This is a genomic window from Halopenitus salinus, from assembly GCF_055397165.1.
Genome location: NZ_AP043853.1, coordinates 532,542 through 554,894 on the forward strand (window position 1 = coordinate 532,542; position 22,353 = coordinate 554,894).

General features: G+C 68.7%; 22 protein-coding genes. 9 read left to right on the forward strand and 13 right to left on the reverse strand.

Annotation, left to right across the window (positions count from 1 at the left end; genetic code table 11):
- Positions 1–92: 92 nt before the first annotated feature.
- Positions 93–3,212 carry an FAD-binding and (Fe-S)-binding domain-containing protein gene (locus tag ACZ5YD_RS04435; RefSeq protein ID WP_379745210.1) on the forward strand — a complete coding sequence of 1,040 codons (3,120 nt, stop codon included), beginning with the start codon at positions 93–95 and terminating at the stop codon, positions 3,210–3,212.
- Positions 3,213–3,239: 27 nt separating this feature from the next.
- Here the strand turns inward: ACZ5YD_RS04435 and ACZ5YD_RS04440 are convergent, their stop codons facing one another.
- From ACZ5YD_RS04440 to ACZ5YD_RS04450, 3 genes are all read right to left on the reverse strand, one after another.
- A complete protein-coding gene (locus ACZ5YD_RS04440) occupies positions 3,240–3,992 on the reverse strand; it encodes a DUF7289 family protein (RefSeq protein WP_379745206.1) in 753 nt (250 codons plus the stop codon).
- 90 nt (positions 3,993–4,082) lie between these two features.
- Positions 4,083–4,994, reverse strand: a complete 912-nt coding sequence (locus tag ACZ5YD_RS04445; RefSeq protein WP_379745203.1) for a DUF5794 domain-containing protein — start codon at positions 4,992–4,994, stop codon at positions 4,083–4,085.
- Positions 4,995–5,189 carry a hypothetical protein gene (locus tag ACZ5YD_RS04450; RefSeq protein WP_379745200.1) on the reverse strand — a complete coding sequence of 65 codons (195 nt, stop codon included), beginning with the start codon at positions 5,187–5,189 and terminating at the stop codon, positions 4,995–4,997.
- 365 nt (positions 5,190–5,554) lie between these two features.
- On the opposite strand from ACZ5YD_RS04450, the gene guaB reads away from it, so the two are divergent.
- Both guaB and ACZ5YD_RS04460 read left to right on the forward strand, forming a co-directional pair.
- Positions 5,555–7,051, forward strand: a complete 1,497-nt coding sequence (gene guaB, locus ACZ5YD_RS04455) for an IMP dehydrogenase (protein ID WP_379745197.1) — start codon at positions 5,555–5,557, stop codon at positions 7,049–7,051.
- A 154-nt stretch (positions 7,052–7,205) separates the two neighbouring features.
- Entirely contained in the window at positions 7,206–7,817 is a 612-nt protein-coding gene (locus ACZ5YD_RS04460; RefSeq protein ID WP_379745194.1) for a response regulator transcription factor, read from the forward strand.
- Positions 7,818–7,869: 52 nt separating this feature from the next.
- Here ACZ5YD_RS04460 and ACZ5YD_RS04465 read toward each other — a convergent pair whose 3' ends face one another.
- The 5 genes from ACZ5YD_RS04465 to ACZ5YD_RS04485 form a co-directional block, all read right to left on the reverse strand.
- Positions 7,870–8,763 (reverse strand): mechanosensitive ion channel family protein, encoded by an 894-nt coding sequence (locus ACZ5YD_RS04465; protein ID WP_379745191.1) that lies wholly within the window; start codon positions 8,761–8,763, stop codon positions 7,870–7,872.
- Positions 8,760–9,008: a YhbY family RNA-binding protein gene (locus tag ACZ5YD_RS04470; protein ID WP_379745188.1), complete on the reverse strand. Its 249-nt coding sequence runs from the start codon at positions 9,006–9,008 to the stop codon at positions 8,760–8,762. Before ACZ5YD_RS04470 ends, ACZ5YD_RS04465 begins: the two co-directional genes overlap by 4 nt.
- A gap of 80 nt (positions 9,009–9,088) precedes the next feature.
- On the reverse strand, positions 9,089–9,367 hold the full coding sequence (locus tag ACZ5YD_RS04475) for a ribonuclease P protein component 4 (protein ID WP_379745185.1): 279 nt from the start codon (positions 9,365–9,367) through the stop codon (positions 9,089–9,091).
- A gap of 87 nt (positions 9,368–9,454) precedes the next feature.
- Positions 9,455–9,907, reverse strand: a complete 453-nt coding sequence (locus tag ACZ5YD_RS04480) for a hypothetical protein (RefSeq protein ID WP_379745182.1) — start codon at positions 9,905–9,907, stop codon at positions 9,455–9,457.
- Positions 9,908–9,986: 79 nt separating this feature from the next.
- Positions 9,987–11,555, reverse strand: a complete 1,569-nt coding sequence (locus ACZ5YD_RS04485; RefSeq protein ID WP_379745179.1) for a phosphohexomutase domain-containing protein — start codon at positions 11,553–11,555, stop codon at positions 9,987–9,989.
- Between the two features lie 52 nt (positions 11,556–11,607).
- Here ACZ5YD_RS04485 and ACZ5YD_RS04490 point away from each other — a divergent pair, with 52 nt between their 5' ends.
- Positions 11,608–11,967 carry an acylphosphatase gene (locus ACZ5YD_RS04490; protein ID WP_379745176.1) on the forward strand — a complete coding sequence of 120 codons (360 nt, stop codon included), beginning with the start codon at positions 11,608–11,610 and terminating at the stop codon, positions 11,965–11,967.
- Between the two features lie 49 nt (positions 11,968–12,016).
- Here the strand turns inward: ACZ5YD_RS04490 and ACZ5YD_RS04495 are convergent, their stop codons facing one another.
- Positions 12,017–12,883: an RIO1 family regulatory kinase/ATPase domain-containing protein gene (locus tag ACZ5YD_RS04495; RefSeq protein WP_379745173.1), complete on the reverse strand. Its 867-nt coding sequence runs from the start codon at positions 12,881–12,883 to the stop codon at positions 12,017–12,019.
- Positions 12,884–13,029: 146 nt separating this feature from the next.
- On the opposite strand from ACZ5YD_RS04495, the gene ACZ5YD_RS04500 reads away from it, so the two are divergent.
- On the forward strand, positions 13,030–14,172 hold the full coding sequence (locus ACZ5YD_RS04500) for an acyl-CoA dehydrogenase family protein (RefSeq protein ID WP_379745170.1): 1,143 nt from the start codon (positions 13,030–13,032) through the stop codon (positions 14,170–14,172).
- Here ACZ5YD_RS04500 and ACZ5YD_RS04505 read toward each other — a convergent pair.
- Positions 14,147–15,463 (reverse strand): MFS transporter, encoded by a 1,317-nt coding sequence (locus ACZ5YD_RS04505; protein WP_379745167.1) that lies wholly within the window; start codon positions 15,461–15,463, stop codon positions 14,147–14,149. The two genes, ACZ5YD_RS04500 and ACZ5YD_RS04505, sit on opposite strands and share 26 nt — an antisense overlap.
- A gap of 180 nt (positions 15,464–15,643) precedes the next feature.
- Entirely contained in the window at positions 15,644–17,260 is a 1,617-nt protein-coding gene (locus ACZ5YD_RS04510; RefSeq protein WP_379745164.1) for an HTTM domain-containing protein, read from the reverse strand.
- 115 nt (positions 17,261–17,375) lie between these two features.
- Between ACZ5YD_RS04510 and ACZ5YD_RS04515 the strand changes: the two genes are divergently transcribed.
- Together ACZ5YD_RS04515 and ACZ5YD_RS04520 are read left to right on the forward strand one after the other, a co-directional pair.
- Positions 17,376–17,873, forward strand: coding sequence for a metal-dependent hydrolase (locus ACZ5YD_RS04515; protein ID WP_379745161.1), 498 nt, complete (start codon positions 17,376–17,378; stop codon positions 17,871–17,873).
- A gap of 43 nt (positions 17,874–17,916) precedes the next feature.
- Positions 17,917–18,066 (forward strand): DUF7557 family protein, encoded by a 150-nt coding sequence (locus ACZ5YD_RS04520; protein WP_379745158.1) that lies wholly within the window; start codon positions 17,917–17,919, stop codon positions 18,064–18,066.
- 48 nt (positions 18,067–18,114) lie between these two features.
- On the opposite strand, the gene ACZ5YD_RS04525 is transcribed toward ACZ5YD_RS04520, so the two are convergent.
- Both ACZ5YD_RS04525 and ACZ5YD_RS04530 read right to left on the reverse strand, forming a co-directional pair.
- Positions 18,115–19,512 (reverse strand): eIF2B alpha/beta/delta subunit family protein, encoded by a 1,398-nt coding sequence (locus tag ACZ5YD_RS04525; RefSeq protein WP_379745155.1) that lies wholly within the window; start codon positions 19,510–19,512, stop codon positions 18,115–18,117.
- Positions 19,513–19,594: 82 nt separating this feature from the next.
- Positions 19,595–20,062 (reverse strand): DUF5799 family protein, encoded by a 468-nt coding sequence (locus ACZ5YD_RS04530; RefSeq protein WP_379745152.1) that lies wholly within the window; start codon positions 20,060–20,062, stop codon positions 19,595–19,597.
- A gap of 108 nt (positions 20,063–20,170) precedes the next feature.
- Here ACZ5YD_RS04530 and ACZ5YD_RS04535 point away from each other — a divergent pair, with 108 nt between their 5' ends.
- Together ACZ5YD_RS04535 and ACZ5YD_RS04540 are read left to right on the forward strand one after the other, a co-directional pair.
- Entirely contained in the window at positions 20,171–20,602 is a 432-nt protein-coding gene (locus tag ACZ5YD_RS04535; RefSeq protein WP_379745149.1) for a VOC family protein, read from the forward strand.
- 266 nt (positions 20,603–20,868) lie between these two features.
- Complete coding sequence (locus tag ACZ5YD_RS04540; RefSeq protein ID WP_379745146.1) at positions 20,869–22,338, forward strand: MATE family efflux transporter; 1,470 nt, start codon at positions 20,869–20,871, stop codon at positions 22,336–22,338.
- Positions 22,339–22,353: the final 15 nt, after the last annotated feature.

The following is a 22,353-nucleotide window of genomic DNA, read 5'->3' on the forward strand; positions in this document are numbered from 1 at the left end:
ACCGCTTTTTTCGATCGCGTTCTTCGACCTCGCCGTCGAACTCCGTCGAGGCGGTGAGCACGCTTTATGTCGCCGGAGTTCCACCCGGGCGTATGAGCAAACACGCGGACGGATCCACGGGGGAGGTGGACCCGCTCGTCGACGCGGACTTCGACTACCGGGGCGGCGAGCTCGAGCGACCGGAGCTGATGGAGGCGCTTTCGGCCCGCGTCGACGGCGAGGTCCGGTTCGACGCCTACACCCGACAGCTGTACGCCACCGACGCGTCCGCCTACGAGGTGACGCCGATCGGGGTGGTGTTGCCCCGGTCGACGGCGGACGTCGCCGCCGTCGTCTCCTACTGCTTCGAGGAGGGCGTTCCGGTCCTGCCGCGCGGCGGTGGAACCTCGCTGGCCGGCCAGACCGTCAACGAGGCGGTCGTGTTGGACCTCTCGCGACACATGGACGAGGTGCGGGAGATCGACGTCGAGGGGCGCACCGCGACCGTCGACGCCGGCGCGTACATCGGCGATCTCAACCGCGAGCTCGAGACGGACGAACTGAAGTTCGCGCCCGATCCCGCCTGGCGTGACAAGTCGGCGATCGGGGGAGCGATCGGCAACAACTCGACCGGATCGCACTCGCTCGTCTACGGCAAGACCGACCACTACGTCGAGGAGCTGGAGGTCGTCCTGGCCGACGGCACCGTGACCACCTTCGGCGAGGTCGCCGTCGAGGAGCTTCGCGAACGGGCGGACGAGGCGGAGGCTGCTCTCGAGAGAGCGGGCCCTCCGGACGACTCCGAGGTCGGGGAGAGGACGAGCGACGACGTCGATCTCGAGGCACGGATCGCCGCCGCGGTCGTCCGGATCATCGACGAGGAGGCCGAGGAGATCGACGCGCGCTTCCCGGAGCTGAAACGCAACGTCTCGGGGTACAACCTCGACCGCCTGCTCGCGGAGTACCGCGGCGAGTACGGCGACGAGGGGACCGTCAACCTCGGGCGACTGCTGGCGGGCAGCGAGGGGACGCTCGCGGTCGTGACCCGCGCGACCGTCTCCCTGGAGGAGGTTCCCGAGACGAAGGCGGTCGCGCTCTTGACCTACGGGAGCCTCGTGGACGCGATGGAGGACGTGGCCCCGATCCTCGAACACGATCCGGCCGCCGTCGAGGTGATGGACGACGTGCTGCTCGGACTGGCCGGGGACACGGAGAAGTTCGGCGACGTCGTCGGGATGTTGCCCGAGGGGACCGACTCCGCGCTCCTCGTGGAGTTCTACGCCGACGACGACGCCGAGGGACGCCGGAAGGTGGCCGACCTGATCGCCGACCGCGTTCCGGACGGCGACTCGGAGGCGGACCCGAGCGACGGCGCCGCCGGGATCACCGACGCGCCGCACAACGCGGTCGCGGCGATGGAGGCACACGACGAGTCGACCCGCGAGCGGTTCTGGAAGATGCGCAAGTCGGGGCTTCCGATCCTGCTCGGCCGGACCTCCGACGCCAAGCACATCTCCTTCATCGAGGACTGTGCGATCCCGCCCGAACACCTCCCGGAGTACGCACGCGAGTTCCAGCGCATCCTCGAGGACCACGGCACCTTCGCGGCCTTCTACGCGCACGCCGGTCCGGGCGTCCTACACGTTCGGCCGCTCATCGACACGAAGACCGTCGAGGGCGTAGAGACCATGGAGTCGATCGCCGAGGCCGTCTCCGACGTGGTCGTGAGCCTCGGCGGGTCGATCTCCGGCGAGCACGGCGACGGACGCGCGCGGACCCAGTGGAACCGGAAGCTCTACGGCGAGGACCTCTGGACCGCGTTCCGCGAGCTGAAGACCGCCTTCGATCCCGACTGGCTGTTGAACCCCGGCCAGGTGTGTGGCGACATCGACATGACCGAGAACCTCCGGTTTTCCCCCGAGTACGACTTCGAGGCCGGATTCGATCCGGCCCTCGAGTGGGCCAACGAGAACGGGATGCAGGGGATGGTGGAGCTGTGTCACGGCTGTGGCGGCTGTCGCGGTCCCCAGGAGACGACCGGGGGCGTGATGTGTCCGACCTACCGGGCCGCCGACGAGGAGATACAGGCGACCCGCGGACGCGCGAACATGCTCCGCGGGGCGATGTCCGGCGATCTCCCCGAGGACCCGACCGACGACGAGTTCGCGAACGAGGTCCTCGATCTGTGTATCGGCTGTAAGGGCTGTTCGAAGGACTGTCCGAGCGAGGTGGACATGGCGAAGCTGAAAGCCGAGGTGGCACACGCCCGCCACCAGGAGCACGGATCGAGCTTCCGGGACCGACTGTTCGCGAGCATCGAGACGCTCGCGCCGATCGGCTCGACCCTGGCGCCGATCGCGAACGCGCTTCCGAACCTCCCCGGCGCGAGCTGGGCGATGGAGAAGACGGTCGGGATCGCAAGCGAGCGCGACCTCCCCCGGTTCCGATCGGAGAGCCTGATCGACTGGTTCGAGGCACGCGGCGGCGCCGCCGTTCCGGTCGAGGAGGCCGCCCACCGCGTGTTCCTGCTGCCGGACGTCTACACGACCTACATGCACCCGGCCGCCGGAAAGGCCGCGATACGGGTCCTCGAGGCCGCCGACTGCCACGTCGCGATCCCCGACGTCGACGGGAGCGGCCGGCCGGCGTACTCGAAGGGGTTCATCGATCGCGCTCGCGAGACCGCGCGCGCGACCGTCGACGAACTCGATCCGTACCTCGAGGACGGCTGGAGCGTCGTGAGCGTCGAGCCCTCGGACGCGGTGATGCTGCAGTCGGACTACCTCGACATCCTCGGCAGCGACGACGAGTCGGTCGTCCGCGTCGCGGAGAACGCCTACGGGGTCTGTGAGTTCATCGACGTCCTCCGGCTGGACGAGGACCTCCCGCTCGAGGCGCCCGCCGAGAGCCTGGTCTACCACGGCCACTGCCACCAGAAGTCCACGACGAAGGACCACCACGCGGTCGGGGTCCTCCGACGGGCTGGGTATTCGGTCGACCCGCTCGATTCGACGTGTTGTGGGATGGCCGGGTCCTTCGGCTACGAGGCGGAACACCTCTCGATGAGCGAGTCGATCGGGGGAATTCTCGCCGAGCAGGTCGGCGACAGCTCCGGCGAGACGGTCGTCGCTCCCGGGGCGTCCTGTCGGTCGCAGCTCGACCACCTCGAGGTCGAGACCGACGGCGAGCCGCCCCATCCGATCGAGAAGGTCGCAAACGCGCTCGAGAAGTGAGGAGGCGCGCTCGGCGAGCCGGGAAGCCTACTCGAACGAGAACGTGATCGAGCCCTGATCGACCACGACGAACCGGTCGAGACCGTCGAGCTCGCACTCGACGCGATCGCGGTCGTCGTCCGCGAGGTCCGTCACCCCACAGGACAATCCCCGGTCGCCGTAGTAGGTTCTCCACGGTTCGGGATTGTGAGTCACGATCCACAGCTCCCGGCCGGTCGTGTTCTCGTAGACGTTCGACCCGATGTTGTCCGAGTTGCTCGTGTGTTCGGTTCGGACCTGGACCGTCCGATCGCCGCCGACGCCCGCGGGACCGCCGTTTTTGAACGCCACGTCCTGAAACAGCGCGCGATCGGCCCCGACGAACCCGGGGGGATCCTGAATCATGACGGCCCCGTCGCGACTTTCGCGGATCACGGCGCCGTTGACGAACCGGATCGATTCGTCGTCGACCGCGAAGACGATGGACGTCACGCTCCAGGAGGCGGTCGTGTTGCCGTCGCCGTCGCGGACCTCGAACTCGACGTCGTCGCCGGCGCGCATGTCCGCGCCCGAAAGCCGGATCTGGGTCGACCGCGAGGGCGTGCCGGCCAGCACGTCTCGGTAGTTCTCCGCGAGGACGTCGAAGGCGCGCTCGGCGTTCGTCACCCGCTCCGTGTCGCGGGCGTCCTGGAGGCCGCCGAGCCCGACGGTGAAGACGATCCCGACGGAGGCGACCACGAGCGAGAAGACGAGCACGAACCCGATCACCTCGCTCACCCCCCGTCGATCCTCGCGGAACATACGGAGTCGAACAGCCCCCGTCCCAATAAGCATGTCCTCGGGCGGGCCGTCCTGTGGAGCGGACCGTGCGTGGAGCGGACCGTCCCGTGCTCACAGCCAGGGCGCGCGGGTCGCGCCCTCGTCGACCGGGTCAGGGTCCGTCTCCGCACGGGAGGGCTCGACGTCGGCCTCGGGTCCCGTCACGGACGCGTCGTCTCCGCTCGGGATCTCGGACGTCCCGTCCTCGTTCGTTTGGTCCTCGGCGGACGCGGCGGGCGTCGACGTCTCGACGGTATCCGTCGGGTCGTACGCGAACAGGGCGGTGACGACGAGCACCGCGAGCGCGATGGGCGCGTCCGTCTCGAGCAGGCCGAGGATCGGCAACGCGAGCACGCCGAGCGCGACAGCGGAGCCGAACCGAAAGCGGTCGATGTCCACCTGTCCGCGGAGTCGAGGCGCCGCCAGAGCGACGGCGAGCGCGAACGCGACGCCGACCGCGGCGGCCGCGGCGCCACGGACGACGACCTCGGGGTCGCTCGAGAACGCCACCTCGGCGCCCGCCGGCGAGACGCTCGCGACGAGCCCGAGCGCGATGATCACGCTGGGGTTCGGTAACACGTCCCCGACCTTCGAGGAGGCCGTCTTCGCGGCCACGGTGAGTATCACGAGGCCCGCGAACCGCTGGAAGACCGCCAGATCGAGCAGTCCGGCGATCGTCGGCGCGATCGCGGCCTGAAGCGCGGCGACCGGAACGACGAGCGCGCCGATCGCGAGCACCGACCGGACCTGCTCGCGTCTGGTTCCGTCCATCTCGGCGAGGATGACCGCCATGGTCGCGGAGCCGCCGAAGATCAACAGTCCGGTCTCGACGACGCCGACGAACGTCGAGAGGGCGCCGGCCAACACGAGCGCCGGGAAGATCCCGTCGATGAGCGGAAGCGCCATCACGGTGGCGAGCAGTCTGGTCGCGCCGCCGACGCGCTCCTCGAGACGGAGCGCGACCGGGTGCCTGGAGACGCTCATTCAGGCCGGCACGCCCTCACCGTCGGGCAAACGGCGGTGTCCGGACGGGCCACGATAGCCGCGGCGCACGCGCGTGGCGTCGAGTCCGGAGCGGTCCGTGCAGTCCCCAGTAACAGTAAATGTAAATGTGCCGGGCTTCGCGAACGCGATCGGCCGTCCGGCAACACTCACACTGGCGGGACTGTCGGAGTCCATACTCGTAGTTACAGATGGATCGCTGATAAACGTTGTGCGACCCGCATTCACATACCGATCCTCGATCGCGATCGTTCGCGTGTGATCGGGGGGTTTCGTGGACGTTTTCGATCGTTCGTCCGCCTCGATGTCCGGCGAACGACGGAGTCATTCGATCGCGACGCCATCGGGACCACCCGAACCCGCGATCGGCCACGGAGGGTGGCGGAGGTCGAGCCACGGAAGTCGACCCACGAAGGTCAAGCCACGGCGGTCGCTTCACGGATCGATCCACGAAGCTGGTCATTCATCGTCGTCGGTTGGCAATCGGATACACGACGGTGACGACTCGCAACGTTTTTGCTGGCGACGCAACGACGATTTATATGGCGAAGGATTCTCCCACCGGCGGCCCGTTCTCCGAGAAGCTCCGCGTCCCGGAGGCGTTGACCTTCGACGACGTCCTCTTGCGACCCAAGGAAAGTCGGGTCGAGCCCGACGAGGCGGACGTCTCCTCGCGCGTCTCGCGAAACGTGGAGATCAACGTCCCCGTCCTCTCCGCGGCGATGGACACCGTCACGGAGGCCGAACTCGCGATCGCGATGGCTCGCGAGGGGGGACTCGGCGTGCTCCACCGCAACATGACCGTCGAGGAGACGGCGGCGGCAGTAGAGCAGGTCAAACGCGCACACGAACTCGTCATCCGCCGGGAGGACGTCGTGACGGTGACCCCGGAGATGACCGTTCGCGAGGCGGACGCGACGATGGAACGCGAGGGCGTCTCCGGCGCCCCGGTCGTCGACGACGACGACGTCGTCCTCGGCATCATCTCGGGAACGGACATCCGTCCCTACCTCGAGGTCGGCGAGGAGGACGCCGTCCGCGAGGCGATGACCGACGAGGTCATCACGGCCGACGAGGACGTGACCGCCAGGGAGGCGCTGGAGCTGATGTACGACCACAAGATCGAGCGCGTCCCGGTCGTCGACGAGGACGACAGGCTCGTCGGCCTCGTGACGATGCAGGGCGTCCTCCAGCGCCGCGAGCACGAACAGGCCGCCCGCGACGCGGAGGGCCGTCTGATCGCCGGCGTCGCCGTCGGGCCCTTCGAGGAGGACCGCGCCGTGGCCGCGGACGAGGCCGGAGCGGACGTGCTGTTCATCGACTGCGCGCACGCACACAACATGAACGTGCTCGATTCGGCGCGGGCGATCGGCGAGACGGTGGACGCCGACGTGGTCGTCGGAAACGTCGGGACGCGCGAGGCGGCCGAGGCCGCCGTCGACTTCGCGGACGGGCTCAAGGTCGGCATCGGACCGGGATCGATCTGTACCACCCGCGTCGTCTCCGGCGCCGGGATGCCCCAGATCACGGCGGTCTCGGAGGTCGCGGACGTCGCCTCGGAGGAGGACGTCCCCGTCATCGCCGACGGAGGGATCCGCTATTCGGGCGACGCGATCAAGGCGATCGCCGCCGGCGCGGACGCCGTCATGCTCGGGTCCTACTTCGCGGGCACCGACGAGGCGCCGGGGCGCGTGATCACGATGAACGGCAAGAAGTACAAGCAGTACCGCGGGATGGGCTCGGTCGGCGCGATGCAGTCCGGCGGCGGCGACCGATACCTCAAGGACGCCGACGAGGACGAGGACTTCGTCCCCGAGGGCGTCGAGGCCGCGACGCCCTACAAGGGCTCTCTCGCCTCCGAGCTCTACCAGCTCGTCGGCGGGATGCGCTCCGGGATGGGATACGTCGGCGCCGAGACGATCCCGGGCGTGAAGGAGCGCGCCGAGTTCGTCCGCGTCTCCGCCGCGGGCCAGACCGAGGGCCACCCGCACGACGTGATGATCACGGACGAGGCGCCGAACTACAGCCCGCAGGAGTGATCGCGGCCTCTCGAGACGCGATCCGTACTCGACGGCGCCCGGAGCCATCCCCCCGATCGGGAGAAACCAGCGAAACCGATCCACAAGGGGTATTTTGATATGCAAAGACGACACAACCTTCGAGCAAGCGACTCTGTCGCCAACTCGATGACCCATGAGTGAGGAACCCCCGCTCGTCCTCGTGGTCGAGGACGAACCTGATCTGGCGGATCTATACGCCGCGTGGCTCGGCGACGAGTACCGCGTCCGAACTGCCTACGGCGGCCAGGAGGCGCTCGACGCCCTCTCGGAGGACATCGACGTGATCCTCCTGGATCGACGAATGCCCGGACTCTCCGGAGACGAGGTGTTGGAGACGGTCCGCGAGCGCGGGATCGACTGTCGGGTTGCGATGGTGACGGCCGTCGAGCCGGATTTCGACATCGTCGAGATGGGGTTCGACGACTACCTGGTGAAGCCGGTCACGAAGGAGGCCCTCCGGGAGACCGTCGAGGAGCTCAACCGCCGCAGCCAGTACGACGCGGGGGTTCAGGAGTTCTTCTCTCTGGCCTCGAAGCGGGCCGTCCTCGAGTCCGAGAAGGGACGAGCAACCCTCGAGGAGAGCGAGGAGTACGACGAACTCACAGAGCGTCTCGACGAGCTCAAAGGCTCGCTCGACGAGGCGATCACGAGCATGGACAGCCACGCGGACTTCGAGAACCTCTTTCGGGAGTTCCGGACGGACGCGGACGTCCCCGAGGACGTCGGCGATCCCGACGACGGTTGATCCGCCGCCCGGCGAGATTCGGGTCGTCCTGTGACGCGTCGGCGAACCGTGATCAGGGATCGCCGCCGAAGGAAACCGGGTCCTCCCAGGCGTCGCGGCCGGAGACGGTCCGCTGGGGGAACGGGATCGAGATGCCGGCCTCGTCGAACCGCTCCTTGACCGACTGGACGTACTCGGCGCGCGTCCTCACGAAGTCGGCCCGCGAGGGATTCGCGATCCAGACGCGCGATTGGAGCCCGACGTAGGAGTCCGCGAGTTCGTTCAGTCGGACCGACGGCGCGGGGTCCTCGAGGATCTCCGCGTGCGCCTCCGCCTCCTCGACGATGATCTCGGTGGCGCGGTCGATGTCGTCCTCGTAGTCGATGCCGAAGACGAACTTGAGCCGGAGGGTGTCCTTCGCGACCGGATTCTTGACGACGCCGTTCGTCAACTCGTAGTTCGGGACGGTGAGAAGCTCGTTGTCGAAGGTTCGAACGCGAGTGACGCGAAACGAGATGTCCTCGACGACGCCGGAGTTTCCGTTCCACTCGATCCAGTCGCCGATCCGGAAGGGTCTGTCCGTGTAGATGAAGACGCCGGCGACGAAGTTCCGGATCACCTCCTGAAGCGCGAAGCCGACCGCGAGCGTGGCCGCGGCGGCGATCGTCGCGAGCGACTGCAGGAAGCTCCCGTAGCCCGCGAGGCCGAAGGCCACCGCGATCCCGGCGAAGATCACGACGATCGAGGCGATCTTGTTCAGCGGACGTCGCGCGTGCTCCTCGAGTCCGCGTCTGTCGAGGACCCGCTCGACGATCGGGGTCAAAAGCGTCCGGTTGATCACGAGCACCGCGAGAACCACGGCCAGAAAGACGATCGCCGAGGTGACCGTCCCCGCGAACTCCACGCCGAGAAACGGCGTCAACGCGTCCTGGACCGGCTGGATCTGTGCTACCGCCGGGACGTTCATCGATGGTACACTGCCGTGTTTCCGCGCGTCTCGACGAGGTCCGCCTCGACCGCCGTCGCGAGCTCGTCGGCCAGTTCCTCGACGGTGGTCCCGCCGCGGGCCGACCGGAGGAACTTCACCTTCACGAGCTTGCGGTCCTCGAGTTGGTCCGACAGCTCGTCGATCACGGCCTCGATCCCCGCCTTGCCGACCCAGACCGTGACGTCCACGTCGTGGGCCTCCTTGCGCAGTTCCTGGTCCGACATGTAACCATCGACGGGGCGACGCTAGTTGAAACTTGAGAATCGCGGGCGTATCGCGACGCCACACAAAGCGTCCCGAACCGTCACGAGAACGGATACCGATGTGTCGCACCGCACTCGAGACAGCGCACGACGACGCGGCCGGGACGAGTCCGGACCCGCGCGGTGACGCTCGGACGGAGGTAGACGTCACAGGAGTCACAGGTACGGCGTTCGAACTCCCGGGGAACGGGACACCGGTTTCGCTCCGCGATTCGGCGCGCGCGCCGAACGAGTTCGCGCGAACGATCGAGTTCCTCGAGGACGACCGCCTCCCGCGCGAGCGTCAACAGCCGGTCGATGCGCTCCTCGGGAATCCCCATACAGCATGGCCGACGCCTCGATTCAAAGGCGTTGCGAAGCGTCGGAGTCGATCGGACCCCGCGTGGCGGTCCGCGCCGGAAGCCGCCTCAGTCGTCCTCGAGCGCCTGCGCGATCCGCTGCAGCTGCCGGGTGGCGTCGCGAACCTCGTCGCGCAGCTGTCGGACCTCGCGAACGAGCTCCTCGTTGCCGGCACCCTCGTCTCCGCCTCGCTCGTCGGGACGTCCGCCGGGGCCGCCGCCCATGCCGCCCGGTCCGCCCGGACCGCCGCCCATCATGCCCGACATCATCTGTGCGAACGGGTTGCCGCCGCCTCCGCCCATGCCGCCCGGCCCGCCCGGACCGCCGCCCATCATCTCCTCGGGACTCGGGCGTTCGCCCTCGCCCTCGCCCTCCTCACGCTCCTGCTCGCGGCGCTCGCGGATCTCCTCGACGCGTTCGCGGAAGGACTTCTCCTCGTCGGATCCCTCGCTCGGGTCCTGCGCCGATCCGTTTGAGTCGCCCACTTCCTCGCCGCCGTCGGCCGGTTCGTCGTCTGCCATACCCGCGCTTCGTGTTCGCGTCCGAAAAGGGTTGTTGCTCGTGACCGACCGATGCTGAACGCGCTCCGAGACCCGACCTTCAGGCGTCGTCGGCTCGATCGATCGCTTCCCCGACGACCGACCGAGCCTGTTCGACGAGCGCGTCCACGTCGTCGCTTTCCGCGTACAGCCGGACGTACGGTTCGGTTCCGGAGGGACGCACGAGCAGCCAGCTCGCGTCCGGGAACTCGAGGCGGACGCCGTGTTCACTCGAGACGGAGGCCTCCGGGAAGGCCTCCGGAAGCGCGCCCTCGAGGCGAGCCATCGCGGTGGACTTGCGGGCGTCGGGACACTCGAGACTCACCTTGCGGTAGGGGCGTTCCGTCACGGGCTCGCGGAGGGCATCGAGTCCCGATTCCGCGACGAGCCGCGCGAGCACCGCGGCCGAGCAGACGCCGTCCATCCACTCGCCGAAGCCGACGTGGGTGTGTTTCCACGGCTCGGCGGCGAAGACGACCCGGGTCGAGCGGGGCTCGTTCGCGTCACGGTCGGATTCACGGTCCGGATCGGGATCCCCGCCGGGTCGTGCGTCCGCCTCCGCACGAACTCGGGCGATCCCCTCGTGGAGCGCGCCGAGCCGGACCCGCTCCGTCCGGCCGCCGGCCGCACGAACCCGCTCGTCGATCCGCCCGGAGGCGTTCGGGGTCGTCACGACCACCGGATCGTCCGCGTCGCTCGCTCGCGTGTAGCGCTCCGCGAGGATCGCGAGCACGGTGTCCTCGTGGACGATCTCGCCGTCCGCGTCGACGATCACGATCCGGTCCGCGTCGCCGTCGTGGGCGATTCCGAAGGCGAACCCCTCCGTATCCTCGCCGCCGTCCGGGGATCGTCCGGGCTCGTCGATACCCTCGTTGGCGTCCGCGATGAACTCCCGGAGGTCGGTTATGGTCTCCGGGGTCGGCTTGCTCCCGCGTCCCGGGAAGTGGCCGTCCACGTTCGCGTTGAGCGTCACCACCTCGGCCCCGAGCGCGCCGAGCACCTGCGGGGTCGCGAGCGAGGCCATGCCGTTGCCGCAGTCGACGACGATCCGAAGCCCGTCGGCCGGGACCCCGAACCCGCGAGCGTACTCCGCGACCGCCGACCGGTAGTCGGAGAGGACCTCGATCGACTCGGGGGTCGTCCACCGGTCCCACTCGGCCGGCTCGCCGTTCCCCGCGACGCGCTCTTCGACCGCCGTCTCCAGGTCGCGGTCGAACTCGACGCCGTTCCGGAAGAGCTTGATCCCGTTGTCGGCCGGCGGGTTGTGCGAGGCGGTGAAGGCGATCCCGTAGCGATCGCGGGCAGCGTACGCGAGCGCCGGGGTCGGAAGGACGCCCGCGCGACGCACCTCTGCACCCGCGGAACTCGCGCCGGCGGCGGCCGCGTCCGCGAGCGCCGGGCCCGTGACGCGCCCGTCCCTGGCGATCACGATCTCCGGTAGATCCGGCGCCTCCGTCCGCTCCGACGCCCTCGACGCTTCCGCCGCTGCCGTCGATGCCGTCGATCCCCCTGACCGCTCGCGTTCCTCGGCCACCTCGCGTGCCACGGCTCGGCCGACCGCGAGCGCGAGATCCGGCGTCACTCGCGTTTCGGCGGCGCCGCGGATCCCCGCGGTTCCAAAGAGGTCCATACACCTCCTCGGTCGTCGCCGGGTATATATCTCGGCCGTTCGTTGCGCGCGTATGGACACCGGATCCGCAGGGGGATCAAGGACTGAAGGGGGATCAAAGGAGGAATCGACGGACGTCCCGAAAGACGGCCCCGACACGGACCGCGTTCGCGCACACGTTCACGTCTCCGGACGCGTACAGGGCGTCTACTACCGGGCGACGACGCGAGATACCGCCCACGATCGCGACGTCGACGGATGGGTTCGGAACCTGGATGACGGACGCGTCGAGGCCGTCTTCGAGGGGGACCCGGACGCCGTCGAGGCGATGATCGAGTGGTGTCACGCCGGCAGTCCGGCGGCGTCCGTCGACGACGTGAGCGTCGAACGCGAGGACCCGCAGGGTATCGAGGGGTTCGAGATCCGCCGGTGAGAGCCCGAACCGGGCCGGGCCACGGTGGAGGAGATGATTGTTGAGGGAATCACTGTGGAGGGGTTCCGGTCGTATCGCCGCCACGTCCCTCGAACCGCTCTCCGGCTCCTCCGGGATCCGCGGTCGCACGCTTTTCGATCTCGCCTTTCAGCCCGGTCGCGTCGAAGTCGTGGTCCGGCCGGATCGAGACGAAATCGAGGAAGCGTCGGGCCGAAAGCAGCTCCTCGGGCGTGTAGACCGAAAGCGCCGCCTCGACGGCCCGTCGCGATCCGATGAGCGGCTCGAGGGACGCGAGCGCGCTCGCCAGGTCGTAGGCACGCGCGTCCTCGCGGGCCTCGCCGTCGACGTTCGTCGCGTCGATGAAGTGGAGCACGCCGTCGAGGATCAACACGTTCTCCGCACGGAGATCGCCGTGTGCGAGGCCGGCGTCGTGGAGGACCGAGAGCGCGGCGAACAGCTCCGGGGCCAGCTCGCGTTCGCGTTCCTCGTCGAGCTCGTCGAGGGGACGGAACTCCGGGAGGTACTCCGAGACGAGAACGCCCATGCCGTCGATCTCGACGGCCTCGATCGGCTCGGGGGCGTTCACCCCCAGCTCGCGCATCCGTTCGGTCGCCTCGAGTTCGTGTCGCGCCATCTCGTAGGGCGTCTCGAAGCGCTCGAAGAAGCCCTCGGTTCCCGAGGAGAAGGCCCCCAGGTTTCGGCCGGTGGTAAAGAGCGCGTGGACGAGCGTGTTCTGGCGCGTGATCACCTTCACGAACAGGTCGTCGTCGAGCACCATCGGCGTCGACAGCCAGTTGTCGGCGTCCAGAAACCGGACGTGGACCTCCTCGCGACCGTATCGCTCGGCGAGTTCGGCGACGACTCGTTCGATGTCGGGCCAATCGATCCGGCCACGCACGAGTCGTCGAAGCTCCATACGCCGCCAACGGCTCCGAGGCGGATAAATTGTCGTTCCGGCGGACCGCGGACCTCGACGGTCGCGACTCCGGGTCTCCCACGGTCCGGTCTCGAGATCCGCGGTCCGCCGCGTGATTTATGGGACCGCTCGACCCAGAGGCACCCATGGACTTCGAGTTGCCCGCCGAACACCGGATGATCCGCGAGACGGTACGGGAGTTCTGCGAGGCCGAGATCGCACCCATCGCCCAGGAGATCGAGGAGGAGGCCCGCTTCCCCGAGGAGATCTTCTCGCGGCTCGCGGACCTGGACGTGATGGGCGTCCCGATCGACGAGGCGTACGGCGGACTCGGCGGCGACCAGCTGCTGTACGCGCTCGTCGTCGAGGAGCTGGGCCGCGTTTCGGGCGGGATCGGCCTGTCGTATGCGGCCCACGTCTCGCTCGGCGCGAAGCCGATAGAGCGGTTCGGGACCGACGAACAGCGCGAGCGTTGGCTGCGCCCGCTCGCGGAGGGCGAAGGGATCGGCGCCTGGGCGCTCACGGAGCCCGAAAGCGGGTCGGACGCGGCATCGATGGCGACCACGGCCGAGCCCGACGGCGACGGATACCTGTTGAACGGCACGAAGCAGTTCATCACGAACGCGACCGTCGCGAACTCCGTGCTCGTGAAGGCCGTCACCGACCCGGAGGCGGGCGAGGACGGAATCTCGACGTTCATCCTCGATCCCGACGCCGACGACGGCTTCGAGGTGACGGAGGTCTGGAAGAAGATGGGACTCAACTGCTCGCCCACCTGCGAGGTGGTCCTCGACGACGTCCACGTCCCGGCCGATCGCCTCCTCGGCGAGGCGGGCGACGGGTGGGCACAGACCATGGAGACGCTCGACGGCGGTCGGATATCCATCGCCGCGCTCTCGACGGGGCTCGCCCGGGGCGCCTACGAGGCCGCATCGGAGTACGCCGGCGAGCGCGAGCAGTTCGGGCAACCGATCGCGAAGTTCGACGCGGTCCGCGACATGATCGTGGAGATGCATCGGCGGATCGAGCGCGCGCGCCTCCTCACCCGCGAGGCGGCCTGGCGGTGCGACGAGGGGAAACCCGTGACGCGGGCGTCCGCGCTCGCGAAGCTCGACGCCAGCGAGGCGGCCCGCGAGGTCGCAGAGGACGCGGTGCAGGTGCTCGGCGGCTACGGCTACACGGAGGAGTTCGCCCCACAGCGGTTCTACCGCGACGCGAAGCTGATGGAGATCGGCGAGGGGACGAGCCAGATCCAGCGGCTCATCATCGGCCGCGAGCTGGGACTTTGAGGTCGCCCGGGAAGGTCCCGACCACCACGACGAGTCCGACGGCGACGACGAGCCCAGCCCAGACGAACGCGATCCGATACCCCACGGCCGCGGCGAGCGCGCCGCCCGCGGCGCTGCCGAAGCCCGTTCCGACTCCCGCGAGCGCGGTGTAGGCCCCGAGCGCGTAGCCCCGCGTATCGCCCGCGGTCAGCCGGGTCACGATCCCGGTCGCCGTCACGGCTATCATCGCCCAGGTGACCCCGATGAGCAGAAATGCGGGGGCGATCGCCGCCAGCGAGACGGCCGGAAACGCGACCCCGACGAACGCGACGCCCGGGAACAGCGCCACCCGACCGGCCAGCGCGAGCGCCTGGATCCGGTAGGGACCGTAGGTTCCGACGAGCCGTCCCACCGGCATATAGCAAACGGCGCTGGCGGCGTTCGCGAGAAGGAACGCCACGAAGACGGTTTGGGTTGCGAAGCCGGCTTGGGTCAGATACGCGGGCATCGGCCCCCAAAAGACCGCGAACCCGACCGAAAAGAGCGTGGCGGCGAGCAGGTATCGACGAAGCGACCGGTCGAACCCCGACGCCGGACGACGGCCGCGCCGTCTCGCGTTGAGCCACTCGCGGACCGACCAGTAGAGCCGCGTCGACCCGTAGGGTGCCGATCGAATGAAGCGGCCGGCGCCCCACTCGCGCCGTTCCAGCCGATGGAAGACGCGGTCGAATCGCTCCATGCTCGTGGTCGGCGCCGCCGGGTACCACCGGATCGTCGCGAGGAAGGCGAGGCCGGCCGTGGCGGCGAGCAGGTAGAAGAGCGGCTCCTGGGTCGACGCGCCGGGGCGGAGCCGCGTGGCGGCGGCCGTCCAGACGGTGCCGACGACGAGCCCCGCGACCCAGCCGTACCCCTGGACCGCGTTGAGTCGGGCGATCCGCGCGTCCCACTCCGCGTCCGGTACGCCCTCGATCGCGATCAGATTCAACACGGGGGCGGCCGCGGAGACGACGAACCACAACGCGGCGTTGGCGACCAACAGCGTCCACGGCGAGCTCGCGAGCGGAACGACCGCGAGCACGGCGGCGACCGACCCGAGCGCGATCAGGATCAGGGGTCGCCGTCGGCCGGTGCGAGCCGCCAGTCGCCCCCACGCGATCGCGCCCGGCACCCCGGCGAACGCGGCGGTCGAGGCCATGAGTCCGACGAGGAACGCGCCGGCACCGAGTTCGATCGCCCGGAGCGGGAGGGAGAGCGAGGCCGCGCCGACCGCGGCGTAGCCGGTCCCCCACGCGTTGAGCCACCGTTCTCTCACGTGCCGAACCTCCGGTCGATCACTCACGGAGGATCCGTGCCAGGGACCTAAAGTCGTTCGTCGCCGCGTTGAGCGCGCTCGCTTAGCGTACTCGCCGTCCCACCTCTCGCAGTCGTCGTCTCCTCAAGCGCTGTCGCCGTCTCACCTCGCAAGACGCTACCGACGCCGTCTCGCTAATCGCTACCCACTACACTCGTGGGTCACGAGTTCGTTCGTGCCGGTCTCCGTCGATCGCTCCGGCCAGACCTGCTGTTCGACGTAGGTGATACGCACGGTCTCGACTCGCCGTCCGGTCCGGTCCTCGATCCGGTCACAAAAGTGCGCCGCGGTCGAGCCCGAGACAGTCGGGTCGTCCTCGACGGCGATCGCGATCATGTACTTGCGCCACCGCGCGGAGGGGTGGGTCGCGGCGACGTCGGGGGGCGGATCGGTCGTGACCGACGCCCGTCCGAATCCGTCGAACCGCTCGCCGTCCGTCGCGGTCCCCTCGATCACGAACCAGCGATCGACGCCCGAAGGATCGGGCGCGAACATCTCCCACCCGTGTTCGGCCGGATCGATCCCGCCGCCCCCGAGGTCGACGTAACCGAGTGCGGCCGCGTTCCACGCCAGCGACCCGACGAGCAGGCAGGCGACGAGGGCCGTCGGAACGGCCCGGAGAAGACGGCTACCGGTCGACGGTCGTGGGTCGGTCGTGGATCCACCGATTCGTTCTTTCGATGCGTTCCCTCCGGCCTTCGATCGGTGAATCGGGAGGCGGGAACCAGCCGGTCCCACCACTCGGTCGAGGAACCCCCCGACGCGATCGAGGAGTCCCTCGACCCGGTCCCAGACGCCGGGACCGAGGAAGACGAGCAGCGAGACGACGGACACGAGCGGGAAGATCGCGATCGCCATCGTCACCGTCATGCCGAGGTGGCCGCCGGCGATGCCCGCGGCGAGGAGGGTCCGAAGGCGCCCGGTCGAGAGGACGAGAAGCGGCGACGCGAGGAGCAGGCCGAGCCAGAGGTAGTTGATGGCGACGAGGAGCGGTGGCACCTCGGCGATCCGGGGTCCGAGGAGGATCGTGAACTGGTCCATGCTGAAGGCGATCGCGGCACCCTCGCCCGCGATCCAGTGATCGCCGCGGAGTTTGAATATCGCGTTCGAGACGTACACGAGCGTGACGTGAACGAGGAGGGTGGCCGTCGCGAGAGACGCGACGGCCACCCTGTCGCGATCGACGACGCCGTCTTCATCGCGATCCCCACCGACATCCGCGAGCTCGTGAGGCCCCTCGCCGCCGCGCCCGCTTCGAGTCCGCTCCAGAAGCGAATCGACCGACCATCGCGACCCGGTGGGCAGGAAGATCGACAACAGGAGCAGCTGCCACAGGAGCAGGTCGCCGGAGTTGAGCACGAACGGGTTTCGCGCCTGGAGCGACAGCGCCAGCGCGAGCGAGACGAGCGCGGCGATCCGTGTCCGGTAGCCGACGAGCAGCGCGGCCGCCGCGATCGCCGCCAGCACGAACAGCCCCGTAACGCCGGCAGTCCCTGCGAGTGATTCGGCGTGAACGTGAAGCGAGTAGCGCGCGAGGGGCGGATACGCGCTCGCGAGCGCCTCGCGCGAGAGCACTCCCGACTCCGTGTAGTGCGCCGAAAGCGCCCGGCTCCGCAACAGCAGGTCGAGCAGGATCACGGTCCCGAGCCCGATCCGGAACGCCGCGAGCGCGCGCCGGTCGATTCCGGCTCGGCGACGGACCGCGGTTCGGATCCGGTCGAGTGGGGGACCGAGGCGGCGACCGGGGAGACGAACCATCCTGTCGCGAACTATCGCGCTCCCGTGGATAGGCTTTGTGGAGCCGGGTCGTCTCGGCGCCCATCGGGGCGTCGAAACCCGACCGCTTTTCGTTCCCGAACCCGGAGCGGGAGGCGTGTACCGAACGGGCCACCTCGGCGTCTCGATCGCCGTCTACGCGCCGATCGGAGCGGGACTGCTCGTCGTGGGCGCCGACACGCTCGCGGTGTTCGCCGGCGCCGTGATGTGCTGGTTCACGATGCTGCCGGACGTCGACCACCGGCTCCCGATCGTTCCCCATCGCGGGCCGACACACAGCCTCGCGTTCGCCCTCCTCGCCGGCGGCGTGGGGGCGGCGGCGGGGACGATCGCCGCCTCGCAGCTGGGCGTCGTCGCCGCGGTCGGTCTCGGCGCGTTCGGGTTCGTCGTCGGGTTCGTTACCATCCTCGCGCACCTGCTCGCGGACGCGATGACGCCCGCCGGCGTGCCGTTTCTGTGGCCGCTTTCGGGTCGGACCCACTCGCTTTACTTGTGGCGTGCGGACAACGCGATCGCGAACTACGGACTCCTTGCGGCGGGCGTCGTGACCGCGATCGGCGTCTTCACCGCCGCTGCTCGACTGGTCGGATTCTGATCGTTTCCGATCACTTATGCCCGCTCCCGGCGAAGGGACGGGTATGCCCCAGATCCACCTCGACGAGGAGACGATCGCGCGGCTCGACGGGCTCCGCGTCGACGACGAGGAGTACGACGACCTGATCAACGAGCTGATCAACATCTACGAGGCCGAGGAGCTGACGCTGTTTCACAGCGGCGACGCGGAGTGAGGTCGAAAGCGGAGGCCGGATCCGAACTACGACGCCGAGACGGACCGTTCACTTCACGTCCCAACCGGCACGCCGGCGGTGGGCCGCGGCGACTTCCCGAACGCCGGCCGCATCGAGCGTGCCGTCCTCCGTGATCACCGCGTCGAACCGCTCCGTCGGCGTCGCCCCGAAGGTCGGATTGACGACCTCGAGATCGGCGTCGCCGTCGTAGACGGTCGTTGGATCGCGCTCCTCCCGGTCGAATTCGGCTCCGGAGTCGGCCGGCCGGACCTTGTCGGCGGCGGCCACGACGTAGCGGTCCGCCCCTTCTGCAGCCGCGATCGCCGTGGCCCCGCGGGTTCCGACCTTATTTACGACTCGACCGTCGGCGAGTATCGCGTCCGCACCGACCACGAGGGCTTCGACGTCCCGATCGGCGAACGTCTCCCCGAACGCGGCGTCGGTCGTGAGCGTCACACCGGCGTCGGTCTCGTCGATCTCCGTCTCGTCGATCTCCGTCTCGTCGGTCTCGATCTCGACCGCGATCCGTTCGACTGCAGTGACCCCTTCTCGACCCGGGCGTGATTCAGGGAGGAGCACGAATTTGGGGTCGGATCGGGAGATCGCCGACAGGACGGTGCCCGAGCGCGACAGCGTCGCCACGCGGTCGGGGAGTCGGGTCGCGGCGCGGGCGGCCGCCCGCTCGTCCGCGTCGAGCGCCCGGTCGATCCCCTCGATCGCGGCACGGAGCAGGGAGGCGGGAGTCCTCCGCTCGCTCGCGTCGGCCATCACACGGTTCACCCGGTTCGCGACGACCGGCATGGCGGGACGCGCGTCGCGGAGGGCGCGTGCCGTCGCAATGAGGTCAGTCCAGTTTTGGCTATCGCCCGCGCCGTCGTTTGCCGTTCCGTCCCCGCTTCCCCGATCGTCCGCGATCGCGGCCTCGTCACGAAGGACCTCGAGCGCGCGCACCGAGAGCGCCGCGGACCCGTGTTCACGGTCGTCACGTACCGTCTCGACGGTCGGACGCACGCGATCGTAGGACCGCCACAGGTCCGGCACGGTCTCGCGGTCGAGGATCGCCGTCGGCTGGACCCACTCGTGAGCGGTCGTCTCGTAGTTGGTCTCGACCGCGCGGGTTCCGGCCGCGAACAGGAACGGGTGGACGATCCACCGCCTGTCGAGGTCGGCATCGACGACCGCGAAGCGGTCCCCACGTCGAATGAACCGGACATCGGCGCTCGGATCCAATCCGGTCTCCTCGCGGATCTCCCGGCGAGCCGCGGCGTCCGGATCGCCCTCGGCGTGGCCAGCCACGGCGCCCCAGCGGCCACGGTAGGAGCCGACCTCGTCGCTGCGGCACAGGAGGAGCACGTCGGCGTCGTGGCGCAAGAAGACGGTGACGACGTGGGTCTCCGTCGGACCGTCTCCGTTTCGATCTCGGATCCCGTCCTCGCCGTCAGTCATCGTCCGAACACTCCGGTCACTCTTGGCGAGGAGCGACCGTCAAAGCCGGTCACTCTTGGCGAGGAGCGACCGTCAAAGCCGGTCACTCCTGGTAGGCGATCCGGACCTGTTCGAAGGACCCCTTCGACTCGAGACGCTCCTGGAGCGCGTCGGCGTACTCCTGGACCAACCGCTCTGCGGCCTCGAGCTGGTCGTCGTCGACTCCGTCGGAGCCGCCGAGACCGAGGGCGTTTCGGATCGAGTCGAACAGGCCGCCCGAGCCTCCGGAGCCCCCAGCGAGACCGCCGCCGGAGCTATCGCCCGCTCCCCCGCCGGCCGCGGGCATCCGTTCGCGGATGTTCTCGATCTCCGGCATCATCTGGGGAAGCTTCGAGGTGTCGGCGACGATCCGGGCTCGGTCGGGATCCTCGGGGTGTTCGATCTCGAACTCGGTCGCCGTCATGATCAGTCCCCACTCCTGGCTCGAGAACTGCGAGTCGAGCACGCGGTCGTTGAACTCCCGATCGACGGCCATTCGGTCCCCGACGATCGAATCGGTCCAGTCGCTCATGGAGCTCGGTAGGTGGAGGACTCAAAAGAGCGTTGCGTCACCGGGGACCCTCGAACGCCTCGATCGCCGGCACACCTATCGGACCGCAGCGGGTATACACCGAGTACCGTGTTCGACAACGTCCACCACATCGCCTTCGCGCTCCGGGACATGGAGGCCGCACGCACGCAGATGGAGTCCGTCTTCGGTCTCGAACTCGCCCACTCACGAACCATGACGGAGAACTTCAATCTGGAGATCGCGATGTACTTCGCCGGCGAGAGCCTGATCGAACTCATCTCGCCGCTCTCCGAGGAGGGGTGGACCCACGAGTTCATCCGGGACAACGGCGAGGGGCTGTTTCACGTCGCCTTCGAGGTCGACGACGTGCGCGAGCGCATGGCCGAACTCGCGGCCCGCGGGATCGAGTTCGAGGAGGGCGATCCGCGACCCGGTCCGAACGGCGCCTGGGAGGTCGCGACGATCGAGAACGACACCGTCGTCATGATGCAGATCGTCGAGCAGTCGAAACCCCTTCGCGAGGCCCTCGACGCCGAGTGAGGAACGTCGACACTTTCGGTGACCCCCCGGTTCACAAGCTATTTGACTAACTAGTCAGTAAGTACCGTATCGACCGACATGGACGACGACTCATCGACGACGCGTTCGGGGACGCCCCGACGCACCCAGTTGCGACGTGACGACGCGTATCCACACGCCGGCGTGGACTGCTCCGACGAAGCCTCGACGGAGCGACGCGATCAGACAGGACACAATGACGCCCGAAGGCGATCCCCCATGAGCGGGCGGGCGGAGGGCGGCCGCTGATGGGGCTTCGCAGTCGCGTTCGCTCGGCCTTCAAGGGTCCCGAGGAGTTCGATCTCACCTCCGGGAGCATCGGCAAGCCGCTGTTCTTCCTGTCGATGCCCATCGTGGTCACGAACCTCTTTCAGACGGCCTACAACCTCGCCGACACCTTCTGGCTCGGCCAGTACGGGACGGACGCGCTGGCGGCGATCAGCTTCGCGTTCCCGATGGTCTTTCTGCTCATCTCGTTGGGCATGGGCATCTCCGTGGCGGGCAGCGTCCTCGTCGCCCAGTACACGGGCGCAAAACGGGAGCGGGAGGCGGAGTACGCGGCCTCCCAGACGGTGACGTTCGCGATCCTGGCGTCGATCCTGCTCGGCGTTTCGGGGTACTTCGTCGTCGAGCCGTTCCTCGGGCTCCTCGGGGCCTCAACGGACGTCCTGCCGATGGCCGCCAGCTACATGGAGGTCATCTCGCTCGGACTCGTCTTCATGTTCGGCTTCTTCGTCTTCATCGCGCTCATGCGGGGGTACGGCGATACGATCACGCCGATGCTCGTCATGTTCGGGTCGGTCGTGCTCAACATCGTCCTCGATCCGTTCCTCATCTTCGGGTGGACGGTCGTCGAGAACGCGCCGATCGTCGGGACGGTCGCCTTCCCGGAACTCGGGATCGAGGGTGCCGCCATCGCGACCGTCTTCTCGCGCGCGCTCGCGCTCGTCGTCGGTCTGGCGATCATGTTCAGGGGGAACCGCGGCGTGCAGATCTGCCTCCGGGACATGACGCCGGACCGCTCGTACCTTCGGCGGCTCGTCCGGATCGGCCTGCCCGCCTCCATCGAGGGCACGGGCCGGGCACTGTCGATGAACCTGCTGTTGGTCATCGTGGCGCTGTTTCCCGACACGGTCGTCGCGGCCTACGGGATCGGCACCCGGGTGTTCTCCGTGATCTTCCTGCCGGCCATCGCAGTCGCGCGCGGCGTCGAGACGATGACCGGACAGAACATGGGCGCGAACGAGCCAGACCGCGCCGCGCGGGCGGCGGGGCTTGCCGCGACCGTCCTCTTCGGCGTGCTCTCCCTGGCGGGGATCCTCGTGTGGTTCACGGCGGCGCCCATCGCGGACCTGTTCACGACGGATCCGGAGGTCGTCGACATCGCGACCAGGTTCCTCCGATACGTCGCGTTGACCTTCGGGTTCATCGGCGTCATGCGGGCCTACACCGGAAGCTTCCGGGGGGCCGGTAAGACGCTGACCGCGGCCGCCATCTCCGTGTTGATGCTCGGCATCGTTCGCTTCCCGATCGCATGGTTCGCCGCCGGGCCGCTCGGCGAGTCCGGCATCTGGGTCGCTTTCGCCGTCTCGAACGTCGTCGGCGCGGCCATCGCCTACGCGTGGTATCGGCGCGGAACGTGGCGCGAAAGCGACCTCACGGAGACCAGGGTCGACCTCGAGGACCCCGCCGTCGAGACCACGACGGGCGGCGATTGAGACGCCACTGCAGGT